This window comes from Ruegeria sp. BC7 (assembly GCF_056539165.1).
In genome coordinates this window covers 313,372-336,996 of sequence record NZ_JBQFUL010000003.1, presented here as the reverse complement: position 1 = coordinate 336,996, position 23,625 = coordinate 313,372, and the positions used below count along the sequence as shown (strand labels likewise).

The 23,625-nt window shown below is 58.0% G+C and carries 24 protein-coding genes; 9 read left to right on the top strand and 15 right to left on the bottom strand.

The window, feature by feature from the left end; genetic code table 11:
* Window positions 1–51 precede the first annotated feature (51 nt).
* Window positions 52–2,079, bottom strand: coding sequence for an NADPH-dependent 2,4-dienoyl-CoA reductase (locus ACR0KS_RS10650; protein WP_170564014.1), 2,028 nt, complete (start codon window positions 2,077–2,079; stop codon window positions 52–54).
* A gap of 138 nt (window positions 2,080–2,217) precedes the next feature.
* Between ACR0KS_RS10650 and ACR0KS_RS10645 the strand changes: the two genes are divergently transcribed.
* The 4 genes from ACR0KS_RS10645 (at window position 2,218) to ACR0KS_RS10630 (ending at window position 4,990) form a co-directional block, all read left to right on the top strand.
* Entirely contained in the window at window positions 2,218–2,703 is a 486-nt protein-coding gene (locus ACR0KS_RS10645) for an RNA pyrophosphohydrolase (protein WP_170558298.1), read from the top strand.
* A 6-nt stretch (window positions 2,704–2,709) separates the two neighbouring features.
* Window positions 2,710–3,249, top strand: coding sequence for an RNA polymerase sigma factor SigZ (sigZ, locus tag ACR0KS_RS10640; RefSeq protein ID WP_170564011.1), 540 nt, complete (start codon window positions 2,710–2,712; stop codon window positions 3,247–3,249).
* Between the two features lie 64 nt (window positions 3,250–3,313).
* Complete coding sequence (locus ACR0KS_RS10635; RefSeq protein ID WP_170564008.1) at window positions 3,314–4,024, top strand: glutathione S-transferase family protein; 711 nt, start codon at window positions 3,314–3,316, stop codon at window positions 4,022–4,024.
* Between the two features lie 129 nt (window positions 4,025–4,153).
* On the top strand, window positions 4,154–4,990 hold the full coding sequence (locus ACR0KS_RS10630) for a DUF547 domain-containing protein (RefSeq protein WP_480693196.1): 837 nt from the start codon (window positions 4,154–4,156) through the stop codon (window positions 4,988–4,990).
* Between the two features lie 2 nt (window positions 4,991–4,992).
* Here ACR0KS_RS10630 and ACR0KS_RS10625 read toward each other — a convergent pair whose 3' ends face one another.
* The 3 genes from ACR0KS_RS10625 to nth are packed head-to-tail and all read right to left on the bottom strand — an operon-like array spanning window position 4,993 to window position 7,108.
* Window positions 4,993–5,481, bottom strand: coding sequence for a hypothetical protein (locus ACR0KS_RS10625; protein ID WP_170564002.1), 489 nt, complete (start codon window positions 5,479–5,481; stop codon window positions 4,993–4,995).
* Window positions 5,478–6,467, bottom strand: a complete 990-nt coding sequence (locus tag ACR0KS_RS10620; RefSeq protein WP_170563999.1) for an adenosine kinase — start codon at window positions 6,465–6,467, stop codon at window positions 5,478–5,480. Before ACR0KS_RS10620 ends, ACR0KS_RS10625 begins: the two co-directional genes overlap by 4 nt.
* Window positions 6,464–7,108, bottom strand: a complete 645-nt coding sequence (gene nth, locus ACR0KS_RS10615; protein WP_170387699.1) for an endonuclease III — start codon at window positions 7,106–7,108, stop codon at window positions 6,464–6,466. The genes ACR0KS_RS10620 and nth overlap by 4 nt, the downstream gene beginning before the upstream one ends.
* A 116-nt stretch (window positions 7,109–7,224) precedes the next feature.
* On the opposite strand from nth, the gene ACR0KS_RS10610 reads away from it, so the two are divergent.
* On the top strand, window positions 7,225–8,076 hold the full coding sequence (locus ACR0KS_RS10610; RefSeq protein WP_170563995.1) for a bifunctional helix-turn-helix domain-containing protein/methylated-DNA--[protein]-cysteine S-methyltransferase: 852 nt from the start codon (window positions 7,225–7,227) through the stop codon (window positions 8,074–8,076).
* 54 nt (window positions 8,077–8,130) lie between these two features.
* On the opposite strand, the gene ACR0KS_RS10605 is transcribed toward ACR0KS_RS10610, so the two are convergent.
* Entirely contained in the window at window positions 8,131–9,570 is a 1,440-nt protein-coding gene (locus ACR0KS_RS10605) for an aldehyde dehydrogenase family protein (RefSeq protein ID WP_170563992.1), read from the bottom strand.
* A gap of 218 nt (window positions 9,571–9,788) precedes the next feature.
* Between ACR0KS_RS10605 and ACR0KS_RS10600 the strand changes: the two genes are divergently transcribed.
* Window positions 9,789–10,439, top strand: coding sequence for a peroxiredoxin (locus ACR0KS_RS10600; protein WP_170355987.1), 651 nt, complete (start codon window positions 9,789–9,791; stop codon window positions 10,437–10,439).
* 43 nt (window positions 10,440–10,482) lie between these two features.
* Here ACR0KS_RS10600 and ACR0KS_RS10595 read toward each other — a convergent pair whose 3' ends face one another.
* The gene (locus ACR0KS_RS10595; RefSeq protein WP_170387693.1) at window positions 10,483–11,205 is read right to left on the bottom strand and encodes a glycosyltransferase family 25 protein; all 723 of its coding nucleotides are present in this window, start codon (window positions 11,203–11,205) and stop codon (window positions 10,483–10,485) included.
* A 299-nt stretch (window positions 11,206–11,504) separates the two neighbouring features.
* Here ACR0KS_RS10595 and ACR0KS_RS10590 point away from each other — a divergent pair, with 299 nt between their 5' ends.
* Window positions 11,505–12,140, top strand: coding sequence for a DUF1326 domain-containing protein (locus tag ACR0KS_RS10590; protein WP_170550812.1), 636 nt, complete (start codon window positions 11,505–11,507; stop codon window positions 12,138–12,140).
* A gap of 54 nt (window positions 12,141–12,194) precedes the next feature.
* On the opposite strand, the gene pnp is transcribed toward ACR0KS_RS10590, so the two are convergent.
* Entirely contained in the window at window positions 12,195–14,342 is a 2,148-nt protein-coding gene (pnp, locus tag ACR0KS_RS10585) for a polyribonucleotide nucleotidyltransferase (protein ID WP_170563989.1), read from the bottom strand.
* Window positions 14,343–14,762: 420 nt separating this feature from the next.
* Here pnp and ACR0KS_RS10580 point away from each other — a divergent pair, with 420 nt between their 5' ends.
* Together ACR0KS_RS10580 and gntH are read left to right on the top strand one after the other, a co-directional pair.
* Window positions 14,763–16,364: a BCCT family transporter gene (locus ACR0KS_RS10580; RefSeq protein ID WP_170387687.1), complete on the top strand. Its 1,602-nt coding sequence runs from the start codon at window positions 14,763–14,765 to the stop codon at window positions 16,362–16,364.
* A gap of 145 nt (window positions 16,365–16,509) precedes the next feature.
* Window positions 16,510–17,766, top strand: coding sequence for a guanitoxin biosynthesis MBL fold metallo-hydrolase GntH (gene gntH, locus ACR0KS_RS10575; RefSeq protein ID WP_170563986.1), 1,257 nt, complete (start codon window positions 16,510–16,512; stop codon window positions 17,764–17,766).
* Between the two features lie 78 nt (window positions 17,767–17,844).
* Here the strand turns inward: gntH and ACR0KS_RS10570 are convergent, their stop codons facing one another.
* From ACR0KS_RS10570 to rbfA, 8 genes are all read right to left on the bottom strand, one after another.
* Window positions 17,845–18,495: a sulfotransferase family 2 domain-containing protein gene (locus ACR0KS_RS10570; RefSeq protein WP_170563983.1), complete on the bottom strand. Its 651-nt coding sequence runs from the start codon at window positions 18,493–18,495 to the stop codon at window positions 17,845–17,847.
* 114 nt (window positions 18,496–18,609) lie between these two features.
* A complete protein-coding gene (locus ACR0KS_RS10565) occupies window positions 18,610–19,239 on the bottom strand; it encodes a porin family protein (protein WP_170563980.1) in 630 nt (209 codons plus the stop codon).
* Between the two features lie 255 nt (window positions 19,240–19,494).
* On the bottom strand, window positions 19,495–19,764 hold the full coding sequence (gene rpsO, locus ACR0KS_RS10560) for a 30S ribosomal protein S15 (protein ID WP_050605082.1): 270 nt from the start codon (window positions 19,762–19,764) through the stop codon (window positions 19,495–19,497).
* Window positions 19,765–19,909: 145 nt separating this feature from the next.
* The gene (locus tag ACR0KS_RS10555) at window positions 19,910–20,905 is read right to left on the bottom strand and encodes a calcium-binding protein (protein ID WP_170563976.1); all 996 of its coding nucleotides are present in this window, start codon (window positions 20,903–20,905) and stop codon (window positions 19,910–19,912) included.
* A 95-nt stretch (window positions 20,906–21,000) separates the two neighbouring features.
* The gene (locus tag ACR0KS_RS10550) at window positions 21,001–21,504 is read right to left on the bottom strand and encodes a DUF1643 domain-containing protein (protein ID WP_170387679.1); all 504 of its coding nucleotides are present in this window, start codon (window positions 21,502–21,504) and stop codon (window positions 21,001–21,003) included.
* 21 nt (window positions 21,505–21,525) lie between these two features.
* Window positions 21,526–22,431, bottom strand: a complete 906-nt coding sequence (gene truB, locus ACR0KS_RS10545) for a tRNA pseudouridine(55) synthase TruB (RefSeq protein ID WP_170563973.1) — start codon at window positions 22,429–22,431, stop codon at window positions 21,526–21,528.
* A gap of 60 nt (window positions 22,432–22,491) precedes the next feature.
* On the bottom strand, window positions 22,492–23,229 hold the full coding sequence (locus tag ACR0KS_RS10540; protein ID WP_170563971.1) for a phosphodiester glycosidase family protein: 738 nt from the start codon (window positions 23,227–23,229) through the stop codon (window positions 22,492–22,494).
* A complete protein-coding gene (gene rbfA, locus ACR0KS_RS10535; protein ID WP_170387673.1) occupies window positions 23,226–23,621 on the bottom strand; it encodes a 30S ribosome-binding factor RbfA in 396 nt (131 codons plus the stop codon). Before rbfA ends, ACR0KS_RS10540 begins: the two co-directional genes overlap by 4 nt.
* Window positions 23,622–23,625: the final 4 nt, after the last annotated feature.

The window sequence follows — 23,625 nt, the reverse complement described above, 5'->3', positions numbered from 1 at the left end:
GAAGCCGCCTCATTCGAGGCGGCTTCGCTGGGTGCAAAAGTTATCGTCGCGTTAGAAAGTAGCGGCCAAGCGTGTGCCTTGGTTGATCGCGCGCTTTGCGTCCAGTTCCGCGGCCAAATCCGCGCCGCCGATCACATGCGGAGTGATGCCGCGTTCGATCAACGCATCCGCAAGGCTGCGTTCCGAGACCTGACCGGAGCACAGAACAACTGTATCTGCTGCGATAACGGTTGGGTCCGCGCGCTCCTCGCCAAAGCTGACATGCAGGCCGTCGTCGTCGATACGCTCGTAATTGACGCCGCCAACGAAGTTCACGTCCTTCATCTTGAGCGTCGCGCGGTGAATCCAGCCGGTGGTTTTACCCAGGCCCTTACCATGCGCTTGTTTCTTGCGTTGCAGCAACGTCACTTCGCGCGCCGGGGCCGCTGGCTGCGGTCCTTCGGGGGCCAGGCCCGAGCGGTGCTCAGCCGGGTCAGTCACGCCCCATTCCTTCATCCACGCAGGCAGGTCCGTGGTGATACTGTGACCGTCTTCCAGCAGGAACTCGGACACGTCGAACCCGATGCCGCCGGCACCGATCACGGCGACGGATTTGCCGACCTCGGCCTTGTCACGCAGAACGTCGATGTAGCTGATGACATTCTCGCGGTCTTGCCCGGGGATTTCCGGGTCGCGCGGGTTGACGCCGGTGGCGATGACGACTTCATCAAAACCGGTCAGGTCGTCGGCGCTGACCTCGTGGTTCAGTTCGACCTTCACACCCAGATCAGCGATCATGGTGCGATACCAGTCGACCAGACCCCAGAATTCCTCTTTACCCGGAACCTGCTTGGCCATGTTGAGCTGCCCGCCAACTTCGGCGGCGCGGTCGAACAGGGTTACGTCATGTCCACGCTGGGCAGCGGTCATCGCGGTGGACAGACCCGCCGGACCTGCGCCGACGATGGCGATGGTCTTGCGGGTTTCGGCCTGTTCGATCACCAGCTCGGTCTCATGACAGGCGCGTGGATTGACCAGACACGAGGTCAACTTGCCGCCGAACGTATGATCAAGGCAGGCTTGGTTGCAGGCAATACAAGGTGCGATCTGGGCAGACTGTCCCGCGATGGCCTTGTTCACGAAATCTGCATCCGCAAGCATCGGGCGCGCCAGCGACACCATGTCGGCGCAGCCGGTCGACAGAACCTCTTCGGCGACCTCGGGCGTGTTGATCCGGTTCGAAGTGATTACCGGAATGTTCACCTGACCCATCAGCTTTTTCGTGACCCAGGCAAAGGCCGCACGGGGTACGCTGGTGGCGATGGTCGGAATCCGCGCTTCGTGCCAGCCGATACCGGTGTTGATAATCGTGGCGCCCGCTTCTTCGATTCGCTGTGCAAGCTCGACCACCTCATCATAGGTCGAGCCGTTGGGGATCAAGTCGATCATGGACAGGCGATAGATGATGATGAAATCGGTGCCCACGGCCTCGCGCGTGCGGCGCACGACTTCGATCGGCAGGCGCATGCGGTTTTCGTACGAGCCACCCCAGCGATCCTCACGCTTATTGGTGTGGGTCACGAGGAACTGGTTGATGAAATACCCTTCGGAGCCCATGATCTCGACCCCGTCATAGCCCGCTTTTTGGGCCAGAACAGCCGCGTTGACGATGTCGCTGATCTGCTTTTCGATCCCGTCCTCGTCCAGTTCATTCGGCGGGAAAGGAGAGATGGGCGATTTCACCGGGCTGGGGGCCACGCATTTGGGGCCATAGGCATAGCGGCCCGCATGCAGAATCTGCATGGCGATCTTGCCGCCCGCTTCATGCACACGCTGGGTGACGATGGAATGGTTCGCCACCTCTTTGTCATTGGTCATCATTGATGCGCCCGGCAGGACCGAACCCTCAAGGTTTGGACCAATCCCGCCTGTCACCATAAGGCCCACGCCACCGCGTGCGCGATCGGCATAGAACTCGGCCACCCGGTTCCAGTCGCCGGTTTCTTCTAGGCCAGTGTGCATCGAGCCCATCAGCACGCGGTTTTTCAAGGTCGTAAAGCCCAGATCAAGCGGGGCCAGCATATTTGGGTACTCAGTCATGGCGAACTCTCCCTCCCGGAATTGCAGCGTTAGATTGACCTTCGCGTCAACATTGTCACGCGAAACCTAGCGTCAAAGTCTTTGCTGTCGCTGCGGCACTTGATACAGACGAACCGGGACACCGATATGAGGCCGCCAATGACCCCGGAACAGATTGCCAAACTGCCCTACCGTCCTTGCGTCGGGCTAATGTTGATGAATGCCGAGGGCAAGATTTTCGTAGGCCAGCGCAATGACCGCCACGCCGAGGCCTGGCAGATGCCTCAGGGTGGCGTGGATAAGGGCGAAGACCCTCGCGATGCGGCCCTGCGCGAACTTTGGGAGGAAACCGGCGTCACCGCCGATCTGGTGCAGGTCGTGGCCGAGACCCCCGGATGGCTGCCCTATGATCTGCCCCATGATATCGTCCCGAAAATCTGGAAAGGGCGCTATCGTGGGCAGGAACAGAAATGGTTCCTGCTGCGCTTTACCGGGCGCGATGATCAAATCGACATCCAGACTGAACACCCCGAGTTCACCCGCTGGAAATGGCAAGAGCCGGGCAACCTGATCAACGAGATCGTGCCATTCAAGCGTGAGGTCTACCAGCAGGTGGTTGCCGCCTTTGCCGAACACCTGTCATAAAGTGCCATGCACATCGAGGATATCTGGCCCAAATACCGTGCGCGCCTGAAGGCGTTTCTGCACTCTCGCGTCTCGAATGCGGCAGATGTGGACGACTTGCTGCAAGAGATTTCGGTCAAAGTGTTTACAGGTTTGCCTGCGCTGAATGATCCGTCCAAGTTGCAGCCGTGGCTTTTTCAGACCGCTGATCGCACCATCATAGACTATTACCGCAAGTCCGGCCGCACGCAGGCGCACCCGGACGACCTTTGGTATCACCGCGATGACCCCGAAATCCGGCAGGATCTGGAACGCTGCGTCGAGCCGTTCATTCGCGGTCTGCCCGCGGAAACGGCGGATATGCTGATGGCCATCGACATCAACGGCATGTCTCAGAGCGACTACGCAATGGCGCATGGTCTCCCGTATTCGACACTCAAATCCCGCGTGCAGAAAGGTCGGGCCGAGTTGCGCAAAGCGTTTGAAAACTGCTGCGACATCACGATGGATGCGCGCGGAAACATCGCGGATGTGCAGGAAAAATCGGAAAGCTGCAAAAAATGTTGATCTGAACGTCGTCTTTTTGGCGCGGGCTTCGTCTGACAGATGAAACCACCAAAAGGAAACAAAGATGATCCGTATCGTTAGCTTTAAAATCTGCCCTTTCGTGCAGCGCGTAACCGCGTTGCTTGAGGCCAAGCAGATACCTTATCAGATCGACTACATCAGTCTCAGTGATAAACCCGACTGGTTCCTTGAGCTCTCGCCTACTGGTCAGGTGCCCGTTCTGGTGACCGAAGGCGGCACGCCACTTTTCGAGTCTGATGCGATCGCGGAATATCTCGACGATATTTCCGTGCCTTTGCAACCCGACTTGATGCCCGAGCAACGCGCCCTGAACCGCGCCTGGAGCTATCAAGCCAGCAAGCACTATCTTGTCCAGTGCAGCGCGATGCAAAGCACCGATATGGCGACGTTTGCCGAGCGTATGTCAAAACTGAACGCCGCCTTTACAAGGGCTGAACAGACATTGGGCAGCGGCCCCTTCTTTGGCGGAGAGGCGCTGGGCAATGTCGATATGGCGTGGCTGCCGTTGCTGCACCGCGCCTCGATCGTCGAAGCGCATAGCGGTCATGACATGCTGGCGCACTATCCCAAGGTCAAGGCATGGCAACAGGCTGTGTTGGCGACGGGGATTCCTCAAAAGTCGGTATCCGAAGATTTTGCCGTTCGGTTTACAGATTTCTATCTGGCCGACCGCACCTGGTTGGGGCGAGGAGCCAACCAGAACGAAGCCCCCACACCGGTCCAGACACGTCAATCAGGCGGATGTTGCGGGTGATGCGATCACCGTCCTGCACGTTGGCGTGAGGGGGCGTGGCCCTGTCCGGGGCTTGCCTCTAACTGATGAGTATCCGCCAGACCTTGCGGCCTTGCCCCCGGTCTATCGTCAATGATCGGGGGCCACCTTATGCGTATACTGCTGATCTTGCTGCTGCCTCTGATTGCTGCCTGTGCCAGCGTTGAACGTCTGGCTTTGCCCTCGGCCACCCCTTTGCCGGACGCCTCTTTGACCCGAGCCTCCACTCAAGCGGGGCAAAAAGTGGATCACGCGGCCTGGACGGTATTTCTGGGCCGCTACACTTCTCAGGATGCGCAGGGTGTGAACCGATTGGCTTATGGGCAGGTGACGCAAGCCGATCGGGACGTGTTGGAAGGGTATCTGACCCAGCTTCAATCCGTCGATCCCGGTCGCCTGAGCCGCGAACAGCAACTGGCCTACTGGATCAACCTCTACAACGCGGCAACGGTGGTTGTGGTTCTGGACAGCTACCCGGTTGAATCGATCAGAGATATTAAAGACGGGCCGTTCTCGATTGGTCCGTGGAACCGTCCTCTGGTGCAGGTTTCCGGGAACACCTTGAGCCTGAATGACATCGAACACAGCGTCATTCGTCCAAACTATGACGAACCGCGCATCCACTATGCCCTGAACTGTGCGGCCGTCGGGTGCCCGAACCTGATGGCGCGCGCATGGCAGGCTGAAACTCTGGAACGCGATCTTGCTGCGGCCGAGAGCGCCTATATCAACGACCCGCGCGGAGTTCGTTTCGATGATCGCGGACGGCTGATCCTGTCCAAAATCTTCATCTGGTTCCGCGAAGATTTCGGGCAGGATGAGAAATCGGTTCTGGCCTACCTCCAGACGGCGGCAGATCCGGAACTGCGCGCGCGGTTGCAGCAAGTGTTAGGTGTCAGTGCCTACAAATATGACTGGGCGTTGAACGACGCAGCAACCGGATCGTAGCCTTAGTCGAGGCACTGGCTCAGGCGGTGTCCGTCCTCTTTGTCCTCAAGAATGTAGAACCCGCCCTGATCGCCGTTGACAACCAGCCCGTAAGAAAAAGATTCCGGCCAGAGGCCGTATACAAAGGTGATCGGGTTGCTTTGGTTGCCGTAGTAGCTGACCCACATTTCCACGTCGGGGATGCGCGCGCCATCCACAACCAGCCCGAACGTCTCACCCGGACCTGTGCCTGACAGTTCGATGCCACCGGGGACCGAACAGTCCACGGCATATCTGCCTTCGGTGTTCCGAATATCGAAATCCTCGGCGAATTGCGGCAACCATTCAAGGAACGCGCCGCAATAGGGTTTGTCGCCGCTTTCCTTCCAGCCTTCGCAGGGGCCATCGACCGCTTGTGCGGGTGTAAGGGCGGGCATCATGAAAACCGCCGCCATCGCGAACAGCAGTCGCTTGGGTGTCCCTTTGCCCGGGACGCGGTTCTGGTGGATCACAGCAAACCTTCTTCGCGCAGGAGTTCCAACATGTTTGCCTCGGGGCGCGGGCCGATGTGACTGATCACTTCGCGCGCGCAGACATTGCCGATTTTGGCGCAAGTCTCGTAGTCGCGGCCTGTCGCCATACCAAACAAGAACCCGGCGGCGAATTGATCGCCTGCGCCAGTGGCGTCGACCGGCACAACCTTTTCAACGGGCACGTCGATGCGCTGTCCCTCATGTAACACCGTCACACCATCGCCCGAGCGTGTGCACACCACCAGAGGGCAGATCACGGCGGTTTTCGCCAGCGCATCTTCAAGGTCATCGGTTTCAAACAGGGATTTGATCTCGGCCTCATTGCCAATCACAAAGTCCAATTCGTTCTCGATCAGCAGAAGGAAATCGACCCGGTGGCGTTCCACGCAGAACGGATCGGAAATGGCGATCCCGGCCTTGCCGCCGCCCTTGTGACAGGTGCGCGCGGCCTCAAGGAATGCAGCCTTGCCCTTTTCCTTGTCGAACAGATAACCCTCAAGGAACATGATCTGGCTGTTGCCCGACACATCTGCGGACACGTCCTGCGATGACAGTTCCGAGGAGATCCCCAGATAGGTGTTCATCGACCGCTCACCATCCGGCGACACGAAGATCATCGAGCGCGAGGTTGGCAACTCCCCGCCCGGGACCGGAGGGTTCACGAAATCGACGCCATCCTCGTTCATAGCGTCCGCGTAGAACCGACCCAACGCGTCGTCGTGCACACGTCCAATGAACGCTGAATCCAGACCCAAAGCACCTGCACCCGCGATAGTGTTGGCGACTGAACCACCGGGCGTCTGCACGCGCCCTTCCATCGACGCATAAAGAACCTCGCCGCGTTCCTGCTCGATCAGTTGCATGATGCCCTTCTCGATGCCCATCAGCTCTAGAAAACTGTCATCGGCCTGAGAGATCACGTCCACGACGGCGTTGCCGATACCGGTGAGCTGGTAGGTTTTCATAGGTTCTTGTCCTCGAATTGGCAGAGATCGCGGATGATACAGGTTCCGCATAAAGGTTTGCGCGCCTTGCAGTGATAGCGGCCATGCAGGATCAGCCAGTGATGTGCGTGCAGTTGGAAATCGGCGGGGATGTTGTCTTCGATGGCACGCTCGACCGCGTCCACGTCCTTGCCGGGGCAAATGCCGGTGCGATTGCCGACGCGGAAGATATGCGTATCCACCGCCTGCGCCGGTTGGCGCCACCACATGTTCAGCACCACATTGGCCGTCTTGCGCCCCACACCGGGCAGCGATTGCAGCGCGGCGCGGGAATTGGGCACCTCGCCGCCGTAATCCTCGACCAGTATACGGCTGAGTTTGATGACGTTCTTCGCCTTCTGGCGGAACAGGCCGATGGTCTTGATATGTTCGATCAGACCTTCTTCGCCTAGGTCCAGCATCTTTTGCGGCGTGTCGGCGATTTTGAACAATTCGCGCGTGGCCTTGTTGACGCCCGCATCGGTGGCCTGCGCCGACAGCGCCACGGCCACGACAAGGGTATAGACGTTCACATGCTCTAACTCGCCCTTGGGTTCGGGGTCGGCGTCCTGAAAACGAGTAAAGATCTCACGGATCGTATGATAATCGAGTTGCTTTGCCATCAAGGCCTTAATGCCGCCCAAGGGCTGGTGACACAAGCCCTAAGCCAATGCGCACGTTCCGGGTCGCTCGGATACGACCAACGCGCTATGGTTCGGTTCAGCAGATGAGGTGCGAAATGAACGTCCAGACCCCGGAAAGCGGATACCACTATAACGTCATGCGCCGCGCGATCGAGTTGATTGATCAGGGCGGAGAATCCCTATCTCTGGAGGAGCTGGCGCGACAGATGGATATGAGCCCAGCCCATTTTCAACGTCTGTTCTCGCGCTGGACCGGGGTGTCGCCGAAACGGTATCAGCAGTATCTGACGCTGGGCCATGCAAAGGCGTTGCTGCGCGAACGGTTCACGACCCTTGAGACTGCGCATAACGTAGGTCTGTCTGGCAGCGGTCGCCTGCATGATCTGTTTCTGAAATGGGAATCCATGAGCCCCGGCGAATACGCTCGCAAGGGCGCGGGTCTTACGATCTACTGGGGCTGGTTTGAAAGCCCCTTTGGGCCTGCGTTGGAGATGGGAACAGACAAAGGCATTTGCGGCATGGCCTTTGCCGCAGAATCCGGTGAGGAAGCGGCGATGGAGGATATGCTCTCACGTTGGCCCCTTGCGGATTTCGTAGAGGACCCGATGCGGTTGCGTCCTTGGGTGCTAAGCGCGTTCGGATCGGTAAGCGACCGTTTGGAGCCGACACCTCTCTACCTGATCGGCTCTCCGCTTCAAATAAAAGTGTGGGAGGCGCTGATGCATATCCCGTCTGGTCAGGTCACGACCTATTCCGAGATTGCGCAGCGGGTGGGATCGCCGCAAGCCGTCCGCGCTGTGGGTACGGCGGTCGGGCGTAACCCGGTCAGTTGGTTGATCCCCTGCCACCGCGCCTTGCGAAAGTCTGGCGGTCTGGGCGGGTATCACTGGGGCTTGCCGGTCAAACGCGCCATGCTTGCCTATGAAGCCGCGCAGGCAGATGCCTGAAAATAAAGCGAGGCACCGTTGGGTGCCTCACAACTGGATCATGTAAAAACGCGGTTATTCAGCGGCCCAGCCGCCGACCGCCTTAACCTCAAGGAAATCCTCAAGACCCCAGACGCCGCCTTCGCGCCCGTTACCGGACTGTTTCATCCCACCGAACGGAGACCCCGCACTGCGCGACTGGCCGTTCATCTCGACCATTCCCGAACGCAGCTCACGCGCCATGCGGTTGGCACGGCTTCCGTCCTGCGTCTGGACGTAGTTGGTCAGGCCATACGGCGTGTCATTGGCGATCTCGACGGCTTCTTCCTCGGTGTCGAAGGGGATCATGGTCAGGACCGGGCCAAAGATCTCCTCGCGCGCGATGGTCATCTGGTTGTTGGCATCTGCAAAGACCGTGGGACGAACATAATAGCCTTTGTTCAGACCTTCTGGCCGACCGGTGCCGCCCGCGACCAGACGCGCGCCTTCGTCGATGCCCTTCTGGATCAGATCTTGAATCTTGTTCCACTGAAGCTCGTTCACAACCGGGCCAATGTGCCGCCCTTCTTCCTGAGCGTTCCCGACCGACACCATGTTGGCCACCTGCGCAGCCGTCTCGACCGCCTGATCGTAGATCGGGCGCTGCACCAGCATGCGGCTGGGGGCGTTACAGCTTTGACCGGTGTTGTTCATCATATGCAGCACGCCGCGTTTGACGGCCTTTTCATCGGCATCGGCAAAGACCACGTTTGCGCCCTTGCCGCCCAGCTCAAGATGCACTTTCTTCAACGTATCTGCGGCGTTTTTGGAAATCGCCGTGCCCGCGCGGGTCGAGCCGGTGAAGCTGATCATATCCACATCCGGATGCGCCGACAGTTGCGAGCCGACGCCCACGCCGTCGCCGTTTACAAGGTTGAACACACCGGCGGGGAACCCGGCCTCGTCCATCATCTCGGCAAAGATCATCGCGTTCAGCGGGCTTTGCTCGGACGGTTTCAAAACCATGGTACAACCCGCGATCGCAGCCGCGCCCACCTTGAGCGTGATCTGGTTCATCGGCCAGTTCCAAGGCGTGATCAGGGCGGCAACACCCACGGCTTCGTAGATAATCCGGTCGTTAGGGGCGTGATCCCCCAAGGGGCGATCAAACTGAAACGCCTTGGCGGCGCGGATGAAGTTTTTAAGGTGATAGACGCCGGCGCCAGATTGCTGTGTACGCGCCATGTCAATCGGAGCACCCATTTCCAGCGACATTGTCTGCGCCAAGTCTTCCGAGCGAGATAGGTAAATCTCAACCAGTTTTTCAACCAGCGCGATGCGGTCCTCGACCGGGGTGGCCATCCATCCGGGTAATGCGGCTTTGGCTGCGGAGACGGCTGCGTTTGTGTCCTCTGCCCCGCCCAGAGAGATGACCGCGCACGGGTCTTCGGTCGAGGGGTTGATCACCTCGAAATCATTGGCCTGCGCCGGAGCGACCCATTGTCCGTTGATGTAGAAATTGCGTTTGTCGATCATGGCTCCACCTTTTGAACTGAGTTATTTCGACCGCCCGGTCGGTTTTGTGGGGCACTCTGTCACTCTGTCCCAAAAGGGGCAAGTAACAATTCAACGTGACGCTGCGCGTTGGGCTAGGGAAATATCCGGCAAGTCACAAAAGAACGGTTTAACTTGATTGCAAAGTGATTAAGTTTGCACCAACCGATCACGCTCATCAGCAGAAAAGGAGATGCCTCATGGGTTTGCGCATCAACGACACGGTTCCCAACTTCACGGCAGAAACGGATCAGGGCACCATTCAATTCCACGATTGGATTGGTGACAGCTGGGCCATTCTGTTTTCGCACCCCAAGGATTTTACCCCTGTCTGCACCACCGAATTTTCGGCTGTTGCTCAGTTGAACGACGAATGGGCCGCGCGGAACACGAAAGTCCTGGGTGTTTCCGTCGACGGAGTCGAGGACCACAAGAAGTGGAAAAAGGACATTGAGGCATATGGCAATGCCAACCCCGGTTTCCCCATCATCGCGGATGACGGGTTGGCTGTCTCGAAGGCGTTCGACATGCTACCGGCCGAAGCATACCTGCCGGATGGCCGCACACCGGCTGACAGCGCCACTGTTCGTTCGGTCTTTATCATTGGTCCCGATAAGCAACTGAAGCTGTCGATGACCTATCCGATGACCGTAGGCCGCAACTTTGCGGAAATCCTGCGCGCACTGGATGGTTTGCAGATGAGCAGCAAGGGCGTTGCGACCCCTGCAAACTGGGTGCCGGGCGAAGACGTGATCATCCCTCCGGCGGTTTCCAACGAAGAAGCCAAGGAAAAGTTCGGCGAGTTTGAGACGATCTTCCCGTACCTGCGCAAGACCAAAGCGCCCAGCTAAGACAGAAAGCGGGGCTATATGCCCCGCTTGACCACTTTGCGTATCAGGCGGCCGGTCGCTGTGGGTGTTGGTAGAGCTTCGCGCGATAGGCCGCGCGCTTGAACTCTCGGGATATCTTGTCGCCCAGCGGAGGGCGGGCTTGAATGGTTGACCCGCCAATCTCGTTGGCGACTTCCTGATTGCCGCTGCCTAGCAGTGCCAGGATCGGCTGGCCCGTCAACCAGTGCATTTGCAGAAACGTGTCAATCGGACGGTCGATTTTGTTGGTTGCCTCAAGCAGCCGTTCGGCCGCGCGCCGACCGACCAACTGGCACACACACTGCAGCCCGATTACTTTGGGCAGGATCAATCGCATGTCGTTGTGTTTCGCCAGCACCTGGGCGGCGATCTCGCGCTGTTTCACGGGAATGCGGATATAGTGATCCGGCGTCGCGATCGGCGCGAGCATCTTTAGCGCCTCGGTCATCCGGCACGGGTCAACGCGCAGGTCGTCCTCGGTGATGATAGCCATGTCTATCTTTTCATCGACCAGCTTGCGCCAGATTCGGCGGTGGCTTTCAAAAACACCAATTTCAGCAGGTCGCAAATTGAACGGGTATTCGGGCCGATGCAAATTGCCGGGAAACAGCTCGACATTCGCGATCTGGTCAGAATTTCGCCCATTCACGGCCTCGAACAACTCGGCGTTTGGCAGGTCAGCACACAGCTTTTCTGCGTTAGGCCGCCGGGCCGTACTTGAGGACATGTGAATTACGAAAGAGCGCATGCCCAAGTGCATAGAACACGAGCGCAATCTGGGAAAGAGAAACAAGTGGGTAAGACAGCAAAAATACAATCATAGGTCTTGGTGGACGCAGGTTTTCACCCAAGACATGTGCGAATGGCGTGTCGAAGGGACTAGATGACCTTGTTTTGGTACTCACTCCCGGGTGCCTTTCTCGCATCGGGAAATGTTGCTCGGTTCGTGAATCCAGCCAGTTATGGTAGGGTATAGCTGTTCAGCAGAGCTACAGGCGCAAGGCCACAAACATCGAGCATTCACACTGTGCATCACAGGAGAAGACGATGGCATTTACAGATTGGTATGTCGAAGGTGAGGCTTTCGGGAACTGCAATTGCGGCTATGCCTGCCCTTGTCAGTTCGAGGAAGTACCGACCCATGGGAATTGCCGTGGGTTTGAAGTTCTGAATATTTCAAAGGGACATTTCGGCGACACGGACCTTGTCGGGGCGAAGGCTGCGTTGATTTACGCGTGGCCCGGTCCGATTTTTGAGGGCGGTGGTGAGATGCAGGTTATCATCGACCCAAGCGCCTCGGACGCGCAGCGATCCGCGTTGGAAAAGGTCTTTCACGGCGAAGAGACCGAAGAAATGGCGACCCATTGGTTCGTCTTTCGGGCGATGTGCAAAACTGTTCACGAGACGCTGTATCTGCCAATTGATTTCGAGATGGATATGGAAGGCCGCACGGCCAAGGTCACTATCGGCGATGTGCTAAACTCGACCGGTCGCCCGATTCAGGCGCCGCATGGGGGCGGTGAGCATCGGGTTCGGATCGACATCCCCGGCGGGATCGAGTTCACTCTGGCGGAAATCGGCAGTGCGTCGACCAAGGCGGATGCCGCGATCAAGCTGGATCTGAACGACAGCTTCGGCCAGTGGCATATCATGAAGCACGGACCGTCCGGGGTTGCGCACTAAACAAAAGACCCCGGCCAAAACCGGGGTCTTTCGCTGTTCAGAAAGAGGCGCAGATTATTCTGCGTCTTCTTTCTTTTCTTTCTTCTCGGGAACGATCTCTTCGCCGGTTTCCTGATCGACGACTTTCATCGACAGGCGGACCTTGCCGCGGTCGTCAAAGCCCAGCAGCTTGACCTTTACTTCCTGACCTTCTTTCAGAACATCCGACGGATGGTTCAGGCGGCGGTTTTCGATCTGGGACACGTGGACCAGACCGTCGCGCTTGCCAAAGAAGTTCACGAAGGCACCGAAGTCGACGATCTTGACCACTTTACCGGTGTAGATCTGTCCTTCTTCCGGCTCGGCCACGATCGAATAGATCATGTCGTATGCCTTTTGGATCGACTCTCCGTCCGGCGAGGCGATCTTGATCACGCCGTCGTCGTTGATGTCGACCTTGGCACCCGAAACCTCGACGATTTCGCGGATGACCTTACCGCCCGAACCGATCACTTCGCGGATCTTGTCGGTCGGGATGTTCATGGTCTCGATGCGTGGGGCGTGGACCGAGAATTCGTTGGTCTCGGACAGGGCTTTGCCCATCTCGCCCAGGATGTGCATCCGGCCGTCCTTGGCTTGCGCCAGGGCTTTCTCCATGATCTCGGGCGTGATGCCTGCGACCTTGATGTCCATCTGCAGCGAGGTGATGCCGTTTTCGGTACCCGCCACTTTGAAGTCCATGTCGCCCAGGTGGTCTTCGTCACCCAGAATGTCTGACAGGATGGCATAGTTGCCGTCATCTTCCAGGATCAGACCCATGGCCACACCGGCAACCGGTGCTTTCAACGGAACGCCTGCATCCATCATCGACAGCGAACCACCGCAGACCGACGCCATCGAGCTGGAGCCGTTGGATTCGGTGATCTCCGACACGATGCGGATCGTGTAGGGGAAGTCGGTTGCCGCAGGTAGAACCGCCTGAAGGGCGCGCCATGCCAGCTTGCCGTGGCCGATCTCGCGACGGCCGGGGCCACCCACGCGGCCAACTTCGCCAACCGAATACGGAGGGAAGTTGTAATGCAGCAGGAAGTTCGATTTGAAGTTGCCGTGCAGCGCGTCGATGAATTGCTCATCATCACCGGTGCCCAGCGTGGTCACGGCCAGCGCCTGTGTCTCACCACGGGTGAACAGGGCCGAACCGTGCGTCCGCGGCAGCATCGAGGTTTCGGCTTCGATCCCACGGATGTCGGTGGTCGAGCGACCGTCGATGCGCTTGCCGCCTTTGACGACGTCACCGCGCAGGATGCCGGCTTCCAGTTTTTTCATCGCGGAACCAAGGTTCGCGTCTTCCAGCTGTTCTTCGGTCAGCGCTTCTTTGATCGCTTCACGCGCAGCGGCAACAGCGGCGGTGCGCTCTTGCTTGTCGGTGATTGCGAAAGCGGAGCGCATCTGCTCTTCGCCGGCCGCCGAAACAGCGGCGTACAGGTCCGAGTAATCCGGGGCTTGGAAGTCGAACGGCTCTTTCGCGGTTTCTTCGGCCAGATCAATGATCAGGTCCAGAACCGGCTGGATCTGTTCGTGCGCGAAGTTCACGGCACCCAGCATTTCGGCCTCGGACAGCTCATACGCTTCGGATTCCACCATCATCACGGCGTTCTTGGTACCGGCCACAACCAGATCCAGACGCTGTTCAGGGTTCAGGCGCAGGTCCTGCATATCGTCCACGGTCGGGTTCAGGACGTATTCGCCATCGACGAAACCAACGCGGGCACCGGCGATCGGGCCCATGAACGGCGCGCCGGAAATGGTCAGAGCTGCCGAGGCAGCAATCATCGCAACGATGTCGGGATCGTTGACCAGATCGTGGGACAGCACGGTGCACATGACCAGAACTTCGTTCTTGAAGCCGTCAACGAACAGCGGACGGATCGGACGGTCGATCAGACGCGCGGTCAGCGTCTCTTTCTCGGTCGGGCGCGCCTCGCGCTTGAAGAAGCCGCCCGGAACCTTACCGGCGGCATAGTATTTCTCTTGGTAGTGCACGGTCAGCGGGAAAAAGTCCTGACCAGGCTTTTGTTGCTTGGCAAAAGTCACGTTCGCCATGACGCTGGTTTCGCCCAGCGTGGCAATCACGGTGCCGTCGGCCTGACGCGCAACCTTGCCGGTTTCCAGCGTGAGCGTCTCTTCGCCCCACTGCATTGATTTCTTTGTTACATCAAACATTTGCGTATCCTAAAAGGGAGCACTCCCGGCCCTCCGGGTCTCCCGTTTTGCATGGCGGCCCCATTGCCGCCGACCCCATTTTATCTTCCGTTCGAGTGCCGGGGTCAGGGCACAACGTCTCAGATGCTGCGCGCATACATGAGATTCCTCTCAAAGGAAAGAGAAACCGCATAGTGGCACAGTTGACGGCCATTCCACCGGTTGGAACAGCATTGTCGAGATAGTCAGGCTTTTATGTGAATTTGACCAAACAAATGCGATAACTTGAATGCGTTTTGTAAAAATATGATGTCAGTGTAAGATGTTACCACTGAACCCGCGGTCGAAAAGACGGAAACGCGCCAAGGGGGTACAATACTCATATCCGTCAGTCGACCGAATACCTTGGCGTTTGCACCTAGCGGACAGAGGGGCAGTCGAATGGCTCAGACAAAGAAAATGCTGGATCCGGATCCCCGGATCTATGACTTTGAAACCGAATACGAACTTGGGCAGGATAACGTCCGACCGTTCGGTTTGGACATCCACAACCCGGTTTTCCTGATCTCAAGTATCCTCATTTTTGCGTTCGTCCTGATCGCATTGGCCAATCAGGAGGCCGCCGCGACCTTCTTTGGATGGCTCCGGCCATGGCTGACCAGTACGTTCGATTGGTTCCTTGTTCTTTCGGTGGATGCAATCACCCTGTTCTGTCTGGTGCTGATCGTTTTGCCCGTCGGCAAGGTGCGGATCGGCGGCAAAGACGCCAAGCCCGACTATTCCTATGCTGGCTGGATCGCGATGATGTTCGCGGCCGGGATCGGGATCGGTTTGCTGTTCTTCGGCGTGATGGAGCCGGTGTATTACAACTTTGCCGAGGACGGGAATGCTGTTCCACTGGGAATTGATATTGCGGTGCCTGGCAATGAGTATGCCGGTATCGTTGGTACGATCCACCATTGGGGGCTAGAAGGCTGGGCCGTTTACGCCGCCGTTGGTCTTGCGCTGGCCATCTTCAGCTACAACCTTGGCTTGCCGCTGACCCTGCGGTCGGCCTTCTATCCGATCCTGGGTGAACGCGTGTGGGGCTGGTGGGGTCACATCATTGATACCCTGGCCGTATTTGCTACGCTGTTCGGCCTGACAACCTCGCTTGGATTGGGCGCGCAGCAGGTGGCCGCGGGCCTTTACGAGGTGTTCGGCATCGAACCCAGCCCGACAGTTGTGGTGCTGCTGATCATCGGGATCACAATGATTGCGCTGGGCTCGGTTCTTTTGGGCATGGATGCAGGTGTCAAACGGCTGAGCGAGATTAACATGATCATGGCTGTCGGCTTGTTCCTGTTCGTGATCGCAGTCACCGGTATTGGAACGGCCATCGCGCGGTATTTCAACGTGATGACGGACTACGTGCTGCACCTGCCAGCCTTGTCCAACCCGTTCGGGCGTGAAGACACCAGCTATTTCCACGGCTGGACGACCTTCTACTGGGCGTGGTGGATTGCATGGTCGCCGTTTGTGGGCATGTTCATCGCGCGTATCTCAAAGGGTCGCACGGTGCGAGAGTTCGTTATCTGCGCGTTGCTGGCGCCCACGGCGGTCTGTGCGCTGTGGATGTCAACCTTCGGCGGTGCCGCGATTGACATGCTGAACGCAGGCGGAGCGGAAGGTGTCCGCGCCACCGTGATCGACAGCTATGCCCCTGAAGGCGCGCTGTTTGGCTTCCTGAAAGAGCTTCCGCTCTATGGTATCGTGGCGCCAATCGCGTTGATCCTGATCGTGGTGTTCTTTGTGACCTCGTCTGATTCCGGTTCACTGGTGATCGACACGATTACCGCGGGCGGCAAGATGGATGCCCCGGTGATCCAGCGCGTGTTCTGGTGCACTTTGGAAGGGCTGGTCGCAATCGCCCTCTTGCTGGGAGGCGGCTTGGTTGCCCTTCAAGGTGCGGCGGTTTCAACGGGTATTCCGTTTACGTTGGTCGTACTGGTCATGTGCTATTGCCTGTGGCTGGCGCTGAAATCAGAGAAAGCCAAAATGTAGGCCAAACGAAGCAAAGCGAAGCGCCTGTCCTATGGCGGGCGCTTCCATCGCGTATAGTCGCTAAAAGTATTCAAAAATTCCCGGTTGTTGATATAGTGCTCTCATATCTTTGAGCATTACGTTTGGTTGCGTGGGGGGATTTTGGATGCGTTTGAACACAGGACCGATCAGAGCAGCGCTATTTGGCGCGGCGTTTGCTGTCACCGCGACAGGAACAGCAATGGCGCAATCTTCTGAACCCAAGGCATGGTCGCGCACCGAACCTTACCCCAACCAAACCGTTTACTATCCCGGCACTGAAACGCTGGGTCCGGACGAAATGCGGGTTGTTGCCTGCGGAACGGGCATGCCGCAGCCGCGCCTGAAACAGGCTGCGGCCTGTTTCCTGGTCGAGCTGGGGAACGGCGACAAATTCATCTTCGACATGGGGGAAGGGTCCTTTGAGCGGATCATGGCACTTGGAATTCCTCTGGATCAACTCGACAAGGTGTTCCTGGGTCACCTGCACCTTGACCACGCAGGCGATTTTCCCGCGTTCTACTTCACCGGCCCGGTGAATAACCGCCTCACACCTGTGCGCCTTTGGGGGCCGGAAGGCATTAAGCCTGAATGGGGTACAAAGGCTTGGGCCGATCACATGATGAAGATGTGGGCATGGGAAGAAGCAACCCGAGGCGCAGCCGTTGATCCGCGCGGCCTGCAGCTTGAGGTGAATGAGTTCGACTGGAAGGCTGTGAACAACGTCGTCTATGACGAAAACGGTGTTCAGGTCAGAACCCTTCCCGCTATTCACGGCGAACAGGCTGTCAGCTTTCTTCTGGAATGGAACGATCTGACATTTGCCTTTTCTTCCGACACGCTGCCGACCCGGTGGTGGAGAGAACACGCGGCCGGAGCGGACCTGGCGATTCACGAATGCTTCACGCCTCCTGAATTCATGATCGAAAAATACGGTTTTGCGCCCTCCGAGGCGATTTTTGTCGGATCGCAAGGTCACACCGCTGCGCAGGCATTTGGCAAGATCATGTCGGATACAGAGCCAAGACTGGCGGTCTGTTACCATTTTCAGAACGACCACGACATTGCGTTGGCGGTCTATTCGGCCATTCGGGAAACCTATGACGGCCCGCTTGATCTGGCGACCGATTTCATGACGTGGAACGTCACCAAAGACAGCATCCGCACCCGCCAGGGCGTCCCCAACGAAGAATCCTTTCCCGCGCCGGTTCAGATGGTCAAACAGCCACCGGATTCTGCGGCTGAGTTCCCGTTCTCCGAGTTCGACCTTGAGAGTATTGATTTGGATGCCGCAAAAGCCACCAACGACATGATCGAGGCGTTCAACGAACGATCGGGAAATAACGAAGTCGGTGCATACACCAGTCTTCCATTTGTCGAGTGACGGATAACATTTGCGCAGCAGATGATTTCGGCTGTTGCGGTCGCCGATAGAAGTGGGAGCATAACTGGGGTCGCTGGGCTATTTCAGCATCCCAAACAGCCCTGATTTCTCACGGCGGCGACCGTCATCAAACTTGTAGCTGAACAGGTCCACATCTTTCGCATAAACGCGTCCAACGATGTCCTGAGTCTCTTGGTCGTAGTAGTCGCGGTAGTCAGTGCGTTTTGATTGTTTTCGGTGACGAACAAGCGCCCTTCGCATACCGATCTGCTTCAAGGCGACCTTGAGGTCCTCGTCAAACCGCTCAAAGCGGCCCACGAAATCAATGGGCATCTCTCCTGAAGCGTCGGTCAGGTAGATATGTTGTGGCTGGAAATAGCGGATTTTGAGAAACTTGTCCGGTTCTTGCGAAAAGGCGTGAACAAACTCGGAAAATGATCCGTGAGAGCTGACCTCTGTGATTTCCGGCCGTCGCTGACAGACGTAGTGATAGCCAGACACGAAGCGATCCCAAGGGTTCCGCACAAAGCTGAACTTGTAATAGTCGTTGGCTTCATTCCCAAGTAAATCGAAATACTGCGAGATATAGTCGATGTCGGTGTCGCGCGGATCTCTTGGGTTTACCCGCCGCCCCAAGAAGCGATCACGTTTTAATACAGTCGTCACCGTGGAACCGCCCGATTTCGGGATGTGTACAAATATCACTTTGATGTTCGGAAATATGGGCATTGGACTTCCATCATGGCGCAGGGAAACCGAATGATCCATTTGGACTGCGCCGAATTCGTGTCGTCGGGTGACGTGGCAGGCCAGAAAACATCTGGCCTGAACGTGGGTGTTCGCTCAGAACCGATAGGCGACCCTGGCGGTGAGGGTGCTGAGGTCGAAGTCCGAGTCATTGGGCGCGTCGTCAAACTCGCCGCTTACGTCCCTATAGGTATAATCCGCGCCCAAGGACCAGCGGTCATTGAAGTTGTATTCCATGCCCAGACCGATGTTGAATCCGTCCAGCGTGGTTTGGCTGTCCCGGTCAAATTGGGCGCTTGGGTGGACCCGCAGCCTGGACCACGACCAGCCAAGGGCGCCGTAAAACATGAAATCACCGTTCACGTAGCCAACCCTGCTGCGCAAGTCCGCAAAGTCCATGACCTCGCGTGTTTCCGGGTTGCCCTTTTCCACAACGTGAGACAGATTCGAGTACCTGACTTCCGCACCGTAGATCATGTCGCCGCGCTGCATATTATATCCCAGCGCCACGCCGAAACTGCGGCCTGTGTCAGGGTCGAATGAAGTGTTCCTCGTGCCGCCCGACAAAACTGGGAAATCGGTCATTCCGTCGGCTGTTGCTGCCCCTAGTTCCAATCCCGCATATGCGCCCTGAAAAGCGCTTGCAGCCGCAGAATTGTCCGCATACGCCAAGTCAGGAGCCACCTGCACCAATGGTATCAGGGACAAGAGGGCAAATTTCCTCATTCAAACTCTCCTCAAACAATTCACATTTTACATGGCGGCCCGTTTTTCGGACTAACTGGAATCATAGGGCCGTCGCAAATGCCGGCAAAGGAATTGTGGTCGCCTGCGAAAATTTTGGTGAGATTTGATGCTGAAAAACACGCTGCCGGATCAGGGGGCAATCACGACGCGCCTAAAATGAAAACGCCCACCGCAAGGGTGGGCGTACAAATCGTAAATCTGGGGTCTGGCCCGGATAATCGCGCAAAGTGGCGATCAGCGGCGGATGCCCAGCTTTTTGATCAGGTCCTGATAGCGCGCTTCTTCCTTGCCCTTCAGGTAGTCCAGCAGCTTACGACGCTGGGCGACCATTTTCAGCAGACCGCGACGACCGTGGTTGTCTTTTTTGTGGGTCTTGAAGTGCTCGGTCAGGGTGTTGATGCGCGAGGTCAGGATTGCAACCTGAACTTCAGGCGAACCAGTGTCGCCGTCCTTGGTTGCGAATTCTTTCATGACGCGTGCTTTATCAGCGGCAGTAATCGACATCGGGGTCTCCTTGTAAAAGGTTAGAGTTAATGGCGCAGGCCGGGATGTCGTCCAGCACAGGCCCATGGAGAAAACCGCACCGATTCCGGTACGGATGCGCGCGTATAAGCGTATTTGCGGCGAATGGCAAAAGGATTCTGTTGGATCAGCCCAGCGCACTTAGCTGCGTCAGGTCGAATGCGCCGATCAACTGAATATCATCCGGGGTCAAACCTTCGGCCCCAAGCAACTGAGCGACGTTTTGGCCGTTGATCATCACATTTGTCAGGTTTTCATCCTCGGCATCAGGCTCGACCTGAACAACCGGGTTTTCTTCGCCTTCCCATGAAACCAAAAGTTTGTCCTGTCCGGGTTGAAAATCCATCACGGTCGTAGCCGTGCCGTCCTGAGACGCTTGGACGACGACTTCGTCTTCGCCTTCGCCACCTGTCACGATGTCGTTGCTATCGGCCAAAATCGTATCATCCCCGGTGCCGCCGTTCAGGAAATCCACACTACCGTCCGAACCCATCAGGACGTCGTTGCCATCTCCGCCGAACAGGACATCCTGCCCTTTGCCACCGTCCAGATGATCGTCCCCATAGCCGCCATTCAGAGCATCATCGCCTTCGCCACCGGTCAGAGTGTCGTCGTCCTGCCCACCAAATAGCTCGTCATCACCCGCACCACCGTCCAGAATGTCGTTGCCGAAATGCCCAAACAGCGCGTCATCCCCTGCGCCCCCGGCAATTTGATCAACCCCGCCTTCGCCGTGCAGGACATCATTGCCGCCTTCGCCAAGAAGGTGGTCTTCACCGGCCCCACCATGCAGAGTGTCGTTGCCTTCCCCGCCGCTCACACTGTCGTTGCCGCCGTACCCGTTGATCTGGTCGTCGCCGTCCTGCCCCGTCAAAAGATCCTGACTCTCTGAGCCTGCAATAATCAGATCATCCTGGAATTCAGATATCACTGTCCCGGTGGACGGTTCAGTCGGGGTGTCTATGTTTTCGCCAACATCCAGCAGGTTGCCTTCTGAAACGTCCTCAGCCTCATCCTCGACGATTTCCTCGTCCTCAAGGTCGTCGTCGGCCTCAAAAACATCGCTTATCGCGTAGGCGGCGCCGCCGACTGCGGCAAGGCCCAGCAATCCGAACAGAAACATGACATCCCTCCGCAAGCGCGCTGTATCGAGGGTGATTTGTCTCATGTTGCCAGTTGGTTGGTCAAAGCTGAGTTGGGCTTGTGGTTAACCTTTGATCACCATGGTTCGGGCTGCTGGGTATAAGCGATATACAGAGGGTGTTTGGGGTGGCCGTCCTTAGTCAGCCCCAAATGAAACAAAGGTTGCCCGGTGCCGCGCAGCAAGGTTTCAACCGCCGGTCCACGGTCTAGATGTGCGCCGTGGGTGCCCCAAGCGGCGATGACCTGATCGGCCCATTGCACACCATCCAGAATGGCTGCGTCATTTTCCGGCCCTACAGGATCGGCGGCGGCGCGCATCTTGCGCGGGTCGGTGTCGCGCCAAGCAAAGATGTTGGTGACCTGAAACGCCCCGAACCCCAACGCGCGGGCGCGGCGTTCGCAGCGTTCGACGGTTGGGTCGTTCTGCACCTCGGTCGCGGTGGACGGGTTCAGCATCACGAACAGCGCTTTGCGCCCGCCCTCATCCCAGACGCGGGTCAGGCTATAGCGGTAGTTTTCGCAATCCGAATAGATGGCGGTCGAGGGCGCGTCGCCCTTGGTATGCGTTCGGGTGATCATGCCCACGGCCTAGCACGGCGCTTAGGCGACGAACACCCGGCTGGGATGCAGTTCGCCGGATTTATAGACACCAACCGCCACGGCTTTGCCATCCAAAGATGCCCATGCCTCGTCCCCGTATTCCACGTCCGAGGCCAGAACCATGCCCGGATTGCCGTTGCGCAGACGGGTGGCACCCTCGGGGGTGCATTTCAGCTCGGGCAGGTCGGCGAGGCCGGTTTCCAGCGGGTGCAGGTAGTCGTCCAAAGCAGTGGTCTTCGCCATCTCGTCGATCTGTTCGATGGATAGGCCATCTTCTACCTCGAACGGGCCGGACCAGATGCGGCGCAGCTCTTTGACATGGCCATGGCATCCCAGAGCCGCGCCCAGATCGCGGGCGATGGACCGGACATAGCCGCCTTTGCCGCAGGTCATTTCCAGCACGACATGATCATCGTCGGGGCGGTCCACAAGGATCAGCTCCTCAACCCATAGGGGGCGGGCGGACAGCTCCACATCCTCGCCATCGCGGGCCAGCTTGTAGGCGCGTTGCCCATCGATCTTCACGGCGGAAAACTTCGGCGGCACCTGCATGATATTGCCTAGAAACGGCGCCAGAGCCTGTTTGATATCGTCATCCGAAGGGCGTGCATCGCTTTGGGCAATCACCTCGCCCTCGGCATCGTCGGTATTGGTGGCCTGACCCAGACGCACCGTGAACGTGTAGGCTTTCAACGCGTCGGTGATATAGGGAACGGTCTTGGTCGCCTCGCCCAATGCCACGGCCAGAACGCCGGTTGCCTCGGGGTCCAGCGTGCCTGCGTGACCTGCTTTCTTGGCGTCCATCGCCCAGCGCACCTTGTTGACCACCGCGGTCGAGGTCATGCCAGCAGGCTTGTCCACCACCAGCCAACCGGAAATGTCGCGGCCCTTGCGTTTGCGTCCCATATCGCACCTTGAATCTTGCTAAGGCGCGCGAGTTAGCGGATCACTAAAGCCCTGTCAATTTCAGGGTGCATCCTCGACCACGCCCACGATCGGCCCAAGCGAAAAGCCAACGTCCGACCGATTGCTGGCCCGTTCGTACATCCGCGAAATATTACCGTCCAAGAACAGCGCGTTCGGAGTTTCCAACACATCCCGGAACAGGCTGCCGAACTCGTGAAAGGTGACATAGTCGTCCGAGATCGCAAACACAGCCCGCGCGCCATCGGAACTGGTGCCCACACCATTGCGTACATAGCGAGAGGTCGAGTCGGGCAGAAAGCGTGGATGCAACTCTCCGTCTATCACCAGCATGGGGCCAGATTGGGTTGCAAACTCGCAGTCGGGGGCTTGGTCGACGAAATCCAATGTCTCGAACACATCGGCGCGGCCCTCGCGGATGCAGAACACGCCGTTGGGCAGCAGGCCGAAATTGCCGGGGCCGGGATTGGCGATGACGCGCATCTGTTCCTGACCATTCTCAACGTAGTGGCCCACGGGTGAGCGGTCGTCGTGATACATCCCGGCGTTCATCGCAAAGGCCAGTCGCTTGCCCTCACTGGCCAGCGCGTCGTTCACCGAGGAAAAATGACCCAGAACAGAGCCGCTTTCATCCTTGAGGAACAAACGCAGGTCTTCGTTGGCGGTATCCACTTCGCAGACAGTGTACCGCTTTTGCCCGTGGGTCACCTTTTCACAGGTCACGGCCGAGGCTTGCGAGGCCCAGAAAACCGCGCAAATCGTGGCCAGCGTGCGGATCACTCGTCCAGATCGCGGCGCACCGCGTCCTGTTCAAACATGCGGCGGGTGTCGTCCAGACGGTCGAACGTGTCATCCAGACGGAACCGCAGATCGGGCGAGAATTTCAGATTCAGCTTCTTGCCGATCACGCGCCGCAGCTCACCTTTGTTGCGGGCCAGCAGCTCGATCACATCATCCTGCCCCTTGCCGCCCAGGGGCAGCACATAGGCAGTTGCGATCTTCAGATCGGGCGAGGTGCGCACCTCACCTACGGTGATTGACATGCGGTTCAGGTCAGGGTCGTGGACATCTCCGCGCGCCAGAACCTCGGACAGGGTGCGGCGGATCAGTTCGCCGACGCGCAGTTGTCGTTGGGACGGGCCGGGGCCATCGTGGAATTTGTTCTTTGCCATGCCT

Excerpts from the sequence above, each read along its gene's own strand:
- ACR0KS_RS10580 (WP_170387687.1), top strand. The coding sequence starts at position 14,763 with ATGGCTCAGACAAAGAAAATGCTGGATCCGGATCCCCGGATCTATGAC.
- rbfA (WP_170387673.1), bottom strand. The coding sequence starts at position 23,621 with ATGGCAAAGAACAAATTCCACGATGGCCCCGGCCCGTCCCAACGACAA.
- ACR0KS_RS10550 (WP_170387679.1), bottom strand. The coding sequence starts at position 21,504 with ATGATCACCCGAACGCATACCAAGGGCGACGCGCCCTCGACCGCCATC.
- ACR0KS_RS10555 (WP_170563976.1), bottom strand. The coding sequence starts at position 20,905 with ATGTTTCTGTTCGGATTGCTGGGCCTTGCCGCAGTCGGCGGCGCCGCC.
- ACR0KS_RS10605 (WP_170563992.1), bottom strand. The coding sequence starts at position 9,570 with ATGATCGACAAACGCAATTTCTACATCAACGGACAATGGGTCGCTCCG.
- ACR0KS_RS10570 (WP_170563983.1), bottom strand. The coding sequence starts at position 18,495 with ATGCCCATATTTCCGAACATCAAAGTGATATTTGTACACATCCCGAAA.
- sigZ (WP_170564011.1), top strand. The coding sequence starts at position 2,710 with ATGCACATCGAGGATATCTGGCCCAAATACCGTGCGCGCCTGAAGGCG.
- ACR0KS_RS10610 (WP_170563995.1), top strand. The coding sequence starts at position 7,225 with ATGAACGTCCAGACCCCGGAAAGCGGATACCACTATAACGTCATGCGC.
- ACR0KS_RS10595 (WP_170387693.1), bottom strand. The coding sequence starts at position 11,205 with ATGCGCTCTTTCGTAATTCACATGTCCTCAAGTACGGCCCGGCGGCCT.
- rpsO (WP_050605082.1), bottom strand. The coding sequence starts at position 19,764 with ATGTCGATTACTGCCGCTGATAAAGCACGCGTCATGAAAGAATTCGCA.
- ACR0KS_RS10600 (WP_170355987.1), top strand. The coding sequence starts at position 9,789 with ATGGGTTTGCGCATCAACGACACGGTTCCCAACTTCACGGCAGAAACG.
- ACR0KS_RS10630 (WP_480693196.1), top strand. The coding sequence starts at position 4,154 with ATGCGTATACTGCTGATCTTGCTGCTGCCTCTGATTGCTGCCTGTGCC.
- nth (WP_170387699.1), bottom strand. The coding sequence starts at position 7,108 with ATGGCAAAGCAACTCGATTATCATACGATCCGTGAGATCTTTACTCGT.
- ACR0KS_RS10645 (WP_170558298.1), top strand. The coding sequence starts at position 2,218 with ATGACCCCGGAACAGATTGCCAAACTGCCCTACCGTCCTTGCGTCGGG.
- pnp (WP_170563989.1), bottom strand. The coding sequence starts at position 14,342 with ATGTTTGATGTAACAAAGAAATCAATGCAGTGGGGCGAAGAGACGCTC.
- ACR0KS_RS10565 (WP_170563980.1), bottom strand. The coding sequence starts at position 19,239 with ATGAGGAAATTTGCCCTCTTGTCCCTGATACCATTGGTGCAGGTGGCT.
- ACR0KS_RS10650 (WP_170564014.1), bottom strand. The coding sequence starts at position 2,079 with ATGACTGAGTACCCAAATATGCTGGCCCCGCTTGATCTGGGCTTTACG.
- gntH (WP_170563986.1), top strand. The coding sequence starts at position 16,510 with ATGCGTTTGAACACAGGACCGATCAGAGCAGCGCTATTTGGCGCGGCG.
- ACR0KS_RS10590 (WP_170550812.1), top strand. The coding sequence starts at position 11,505 with ATGGCATTTACAGATTGGTATGTCGAAGGTGAGGCTTTCGGGAACTGC.
- truB (WP_170563973.1), bottom strand. The coding sequence starts at position 22,431 with ATGGGACGCAAACGCAAGGGCCGCGACATTTCCGGTTGGCTGGTGGTG.
- ACR0KS_RS10635 (WP_170564008.1), top strand. The coding sequence starts at position 3,314 with ATGATCCGTATCGTTAGCTTTAAAATCTGCCCTTTCGTGCAGCGCGTA.
- ACR0KS_RS10620 (WP_170563999.1), bottom strand. The coding sequence starts at position 6,467 with ATGAAAACCTACCAGCTCACCGGTATCGGCAACGCCGTCGTGGACGTG.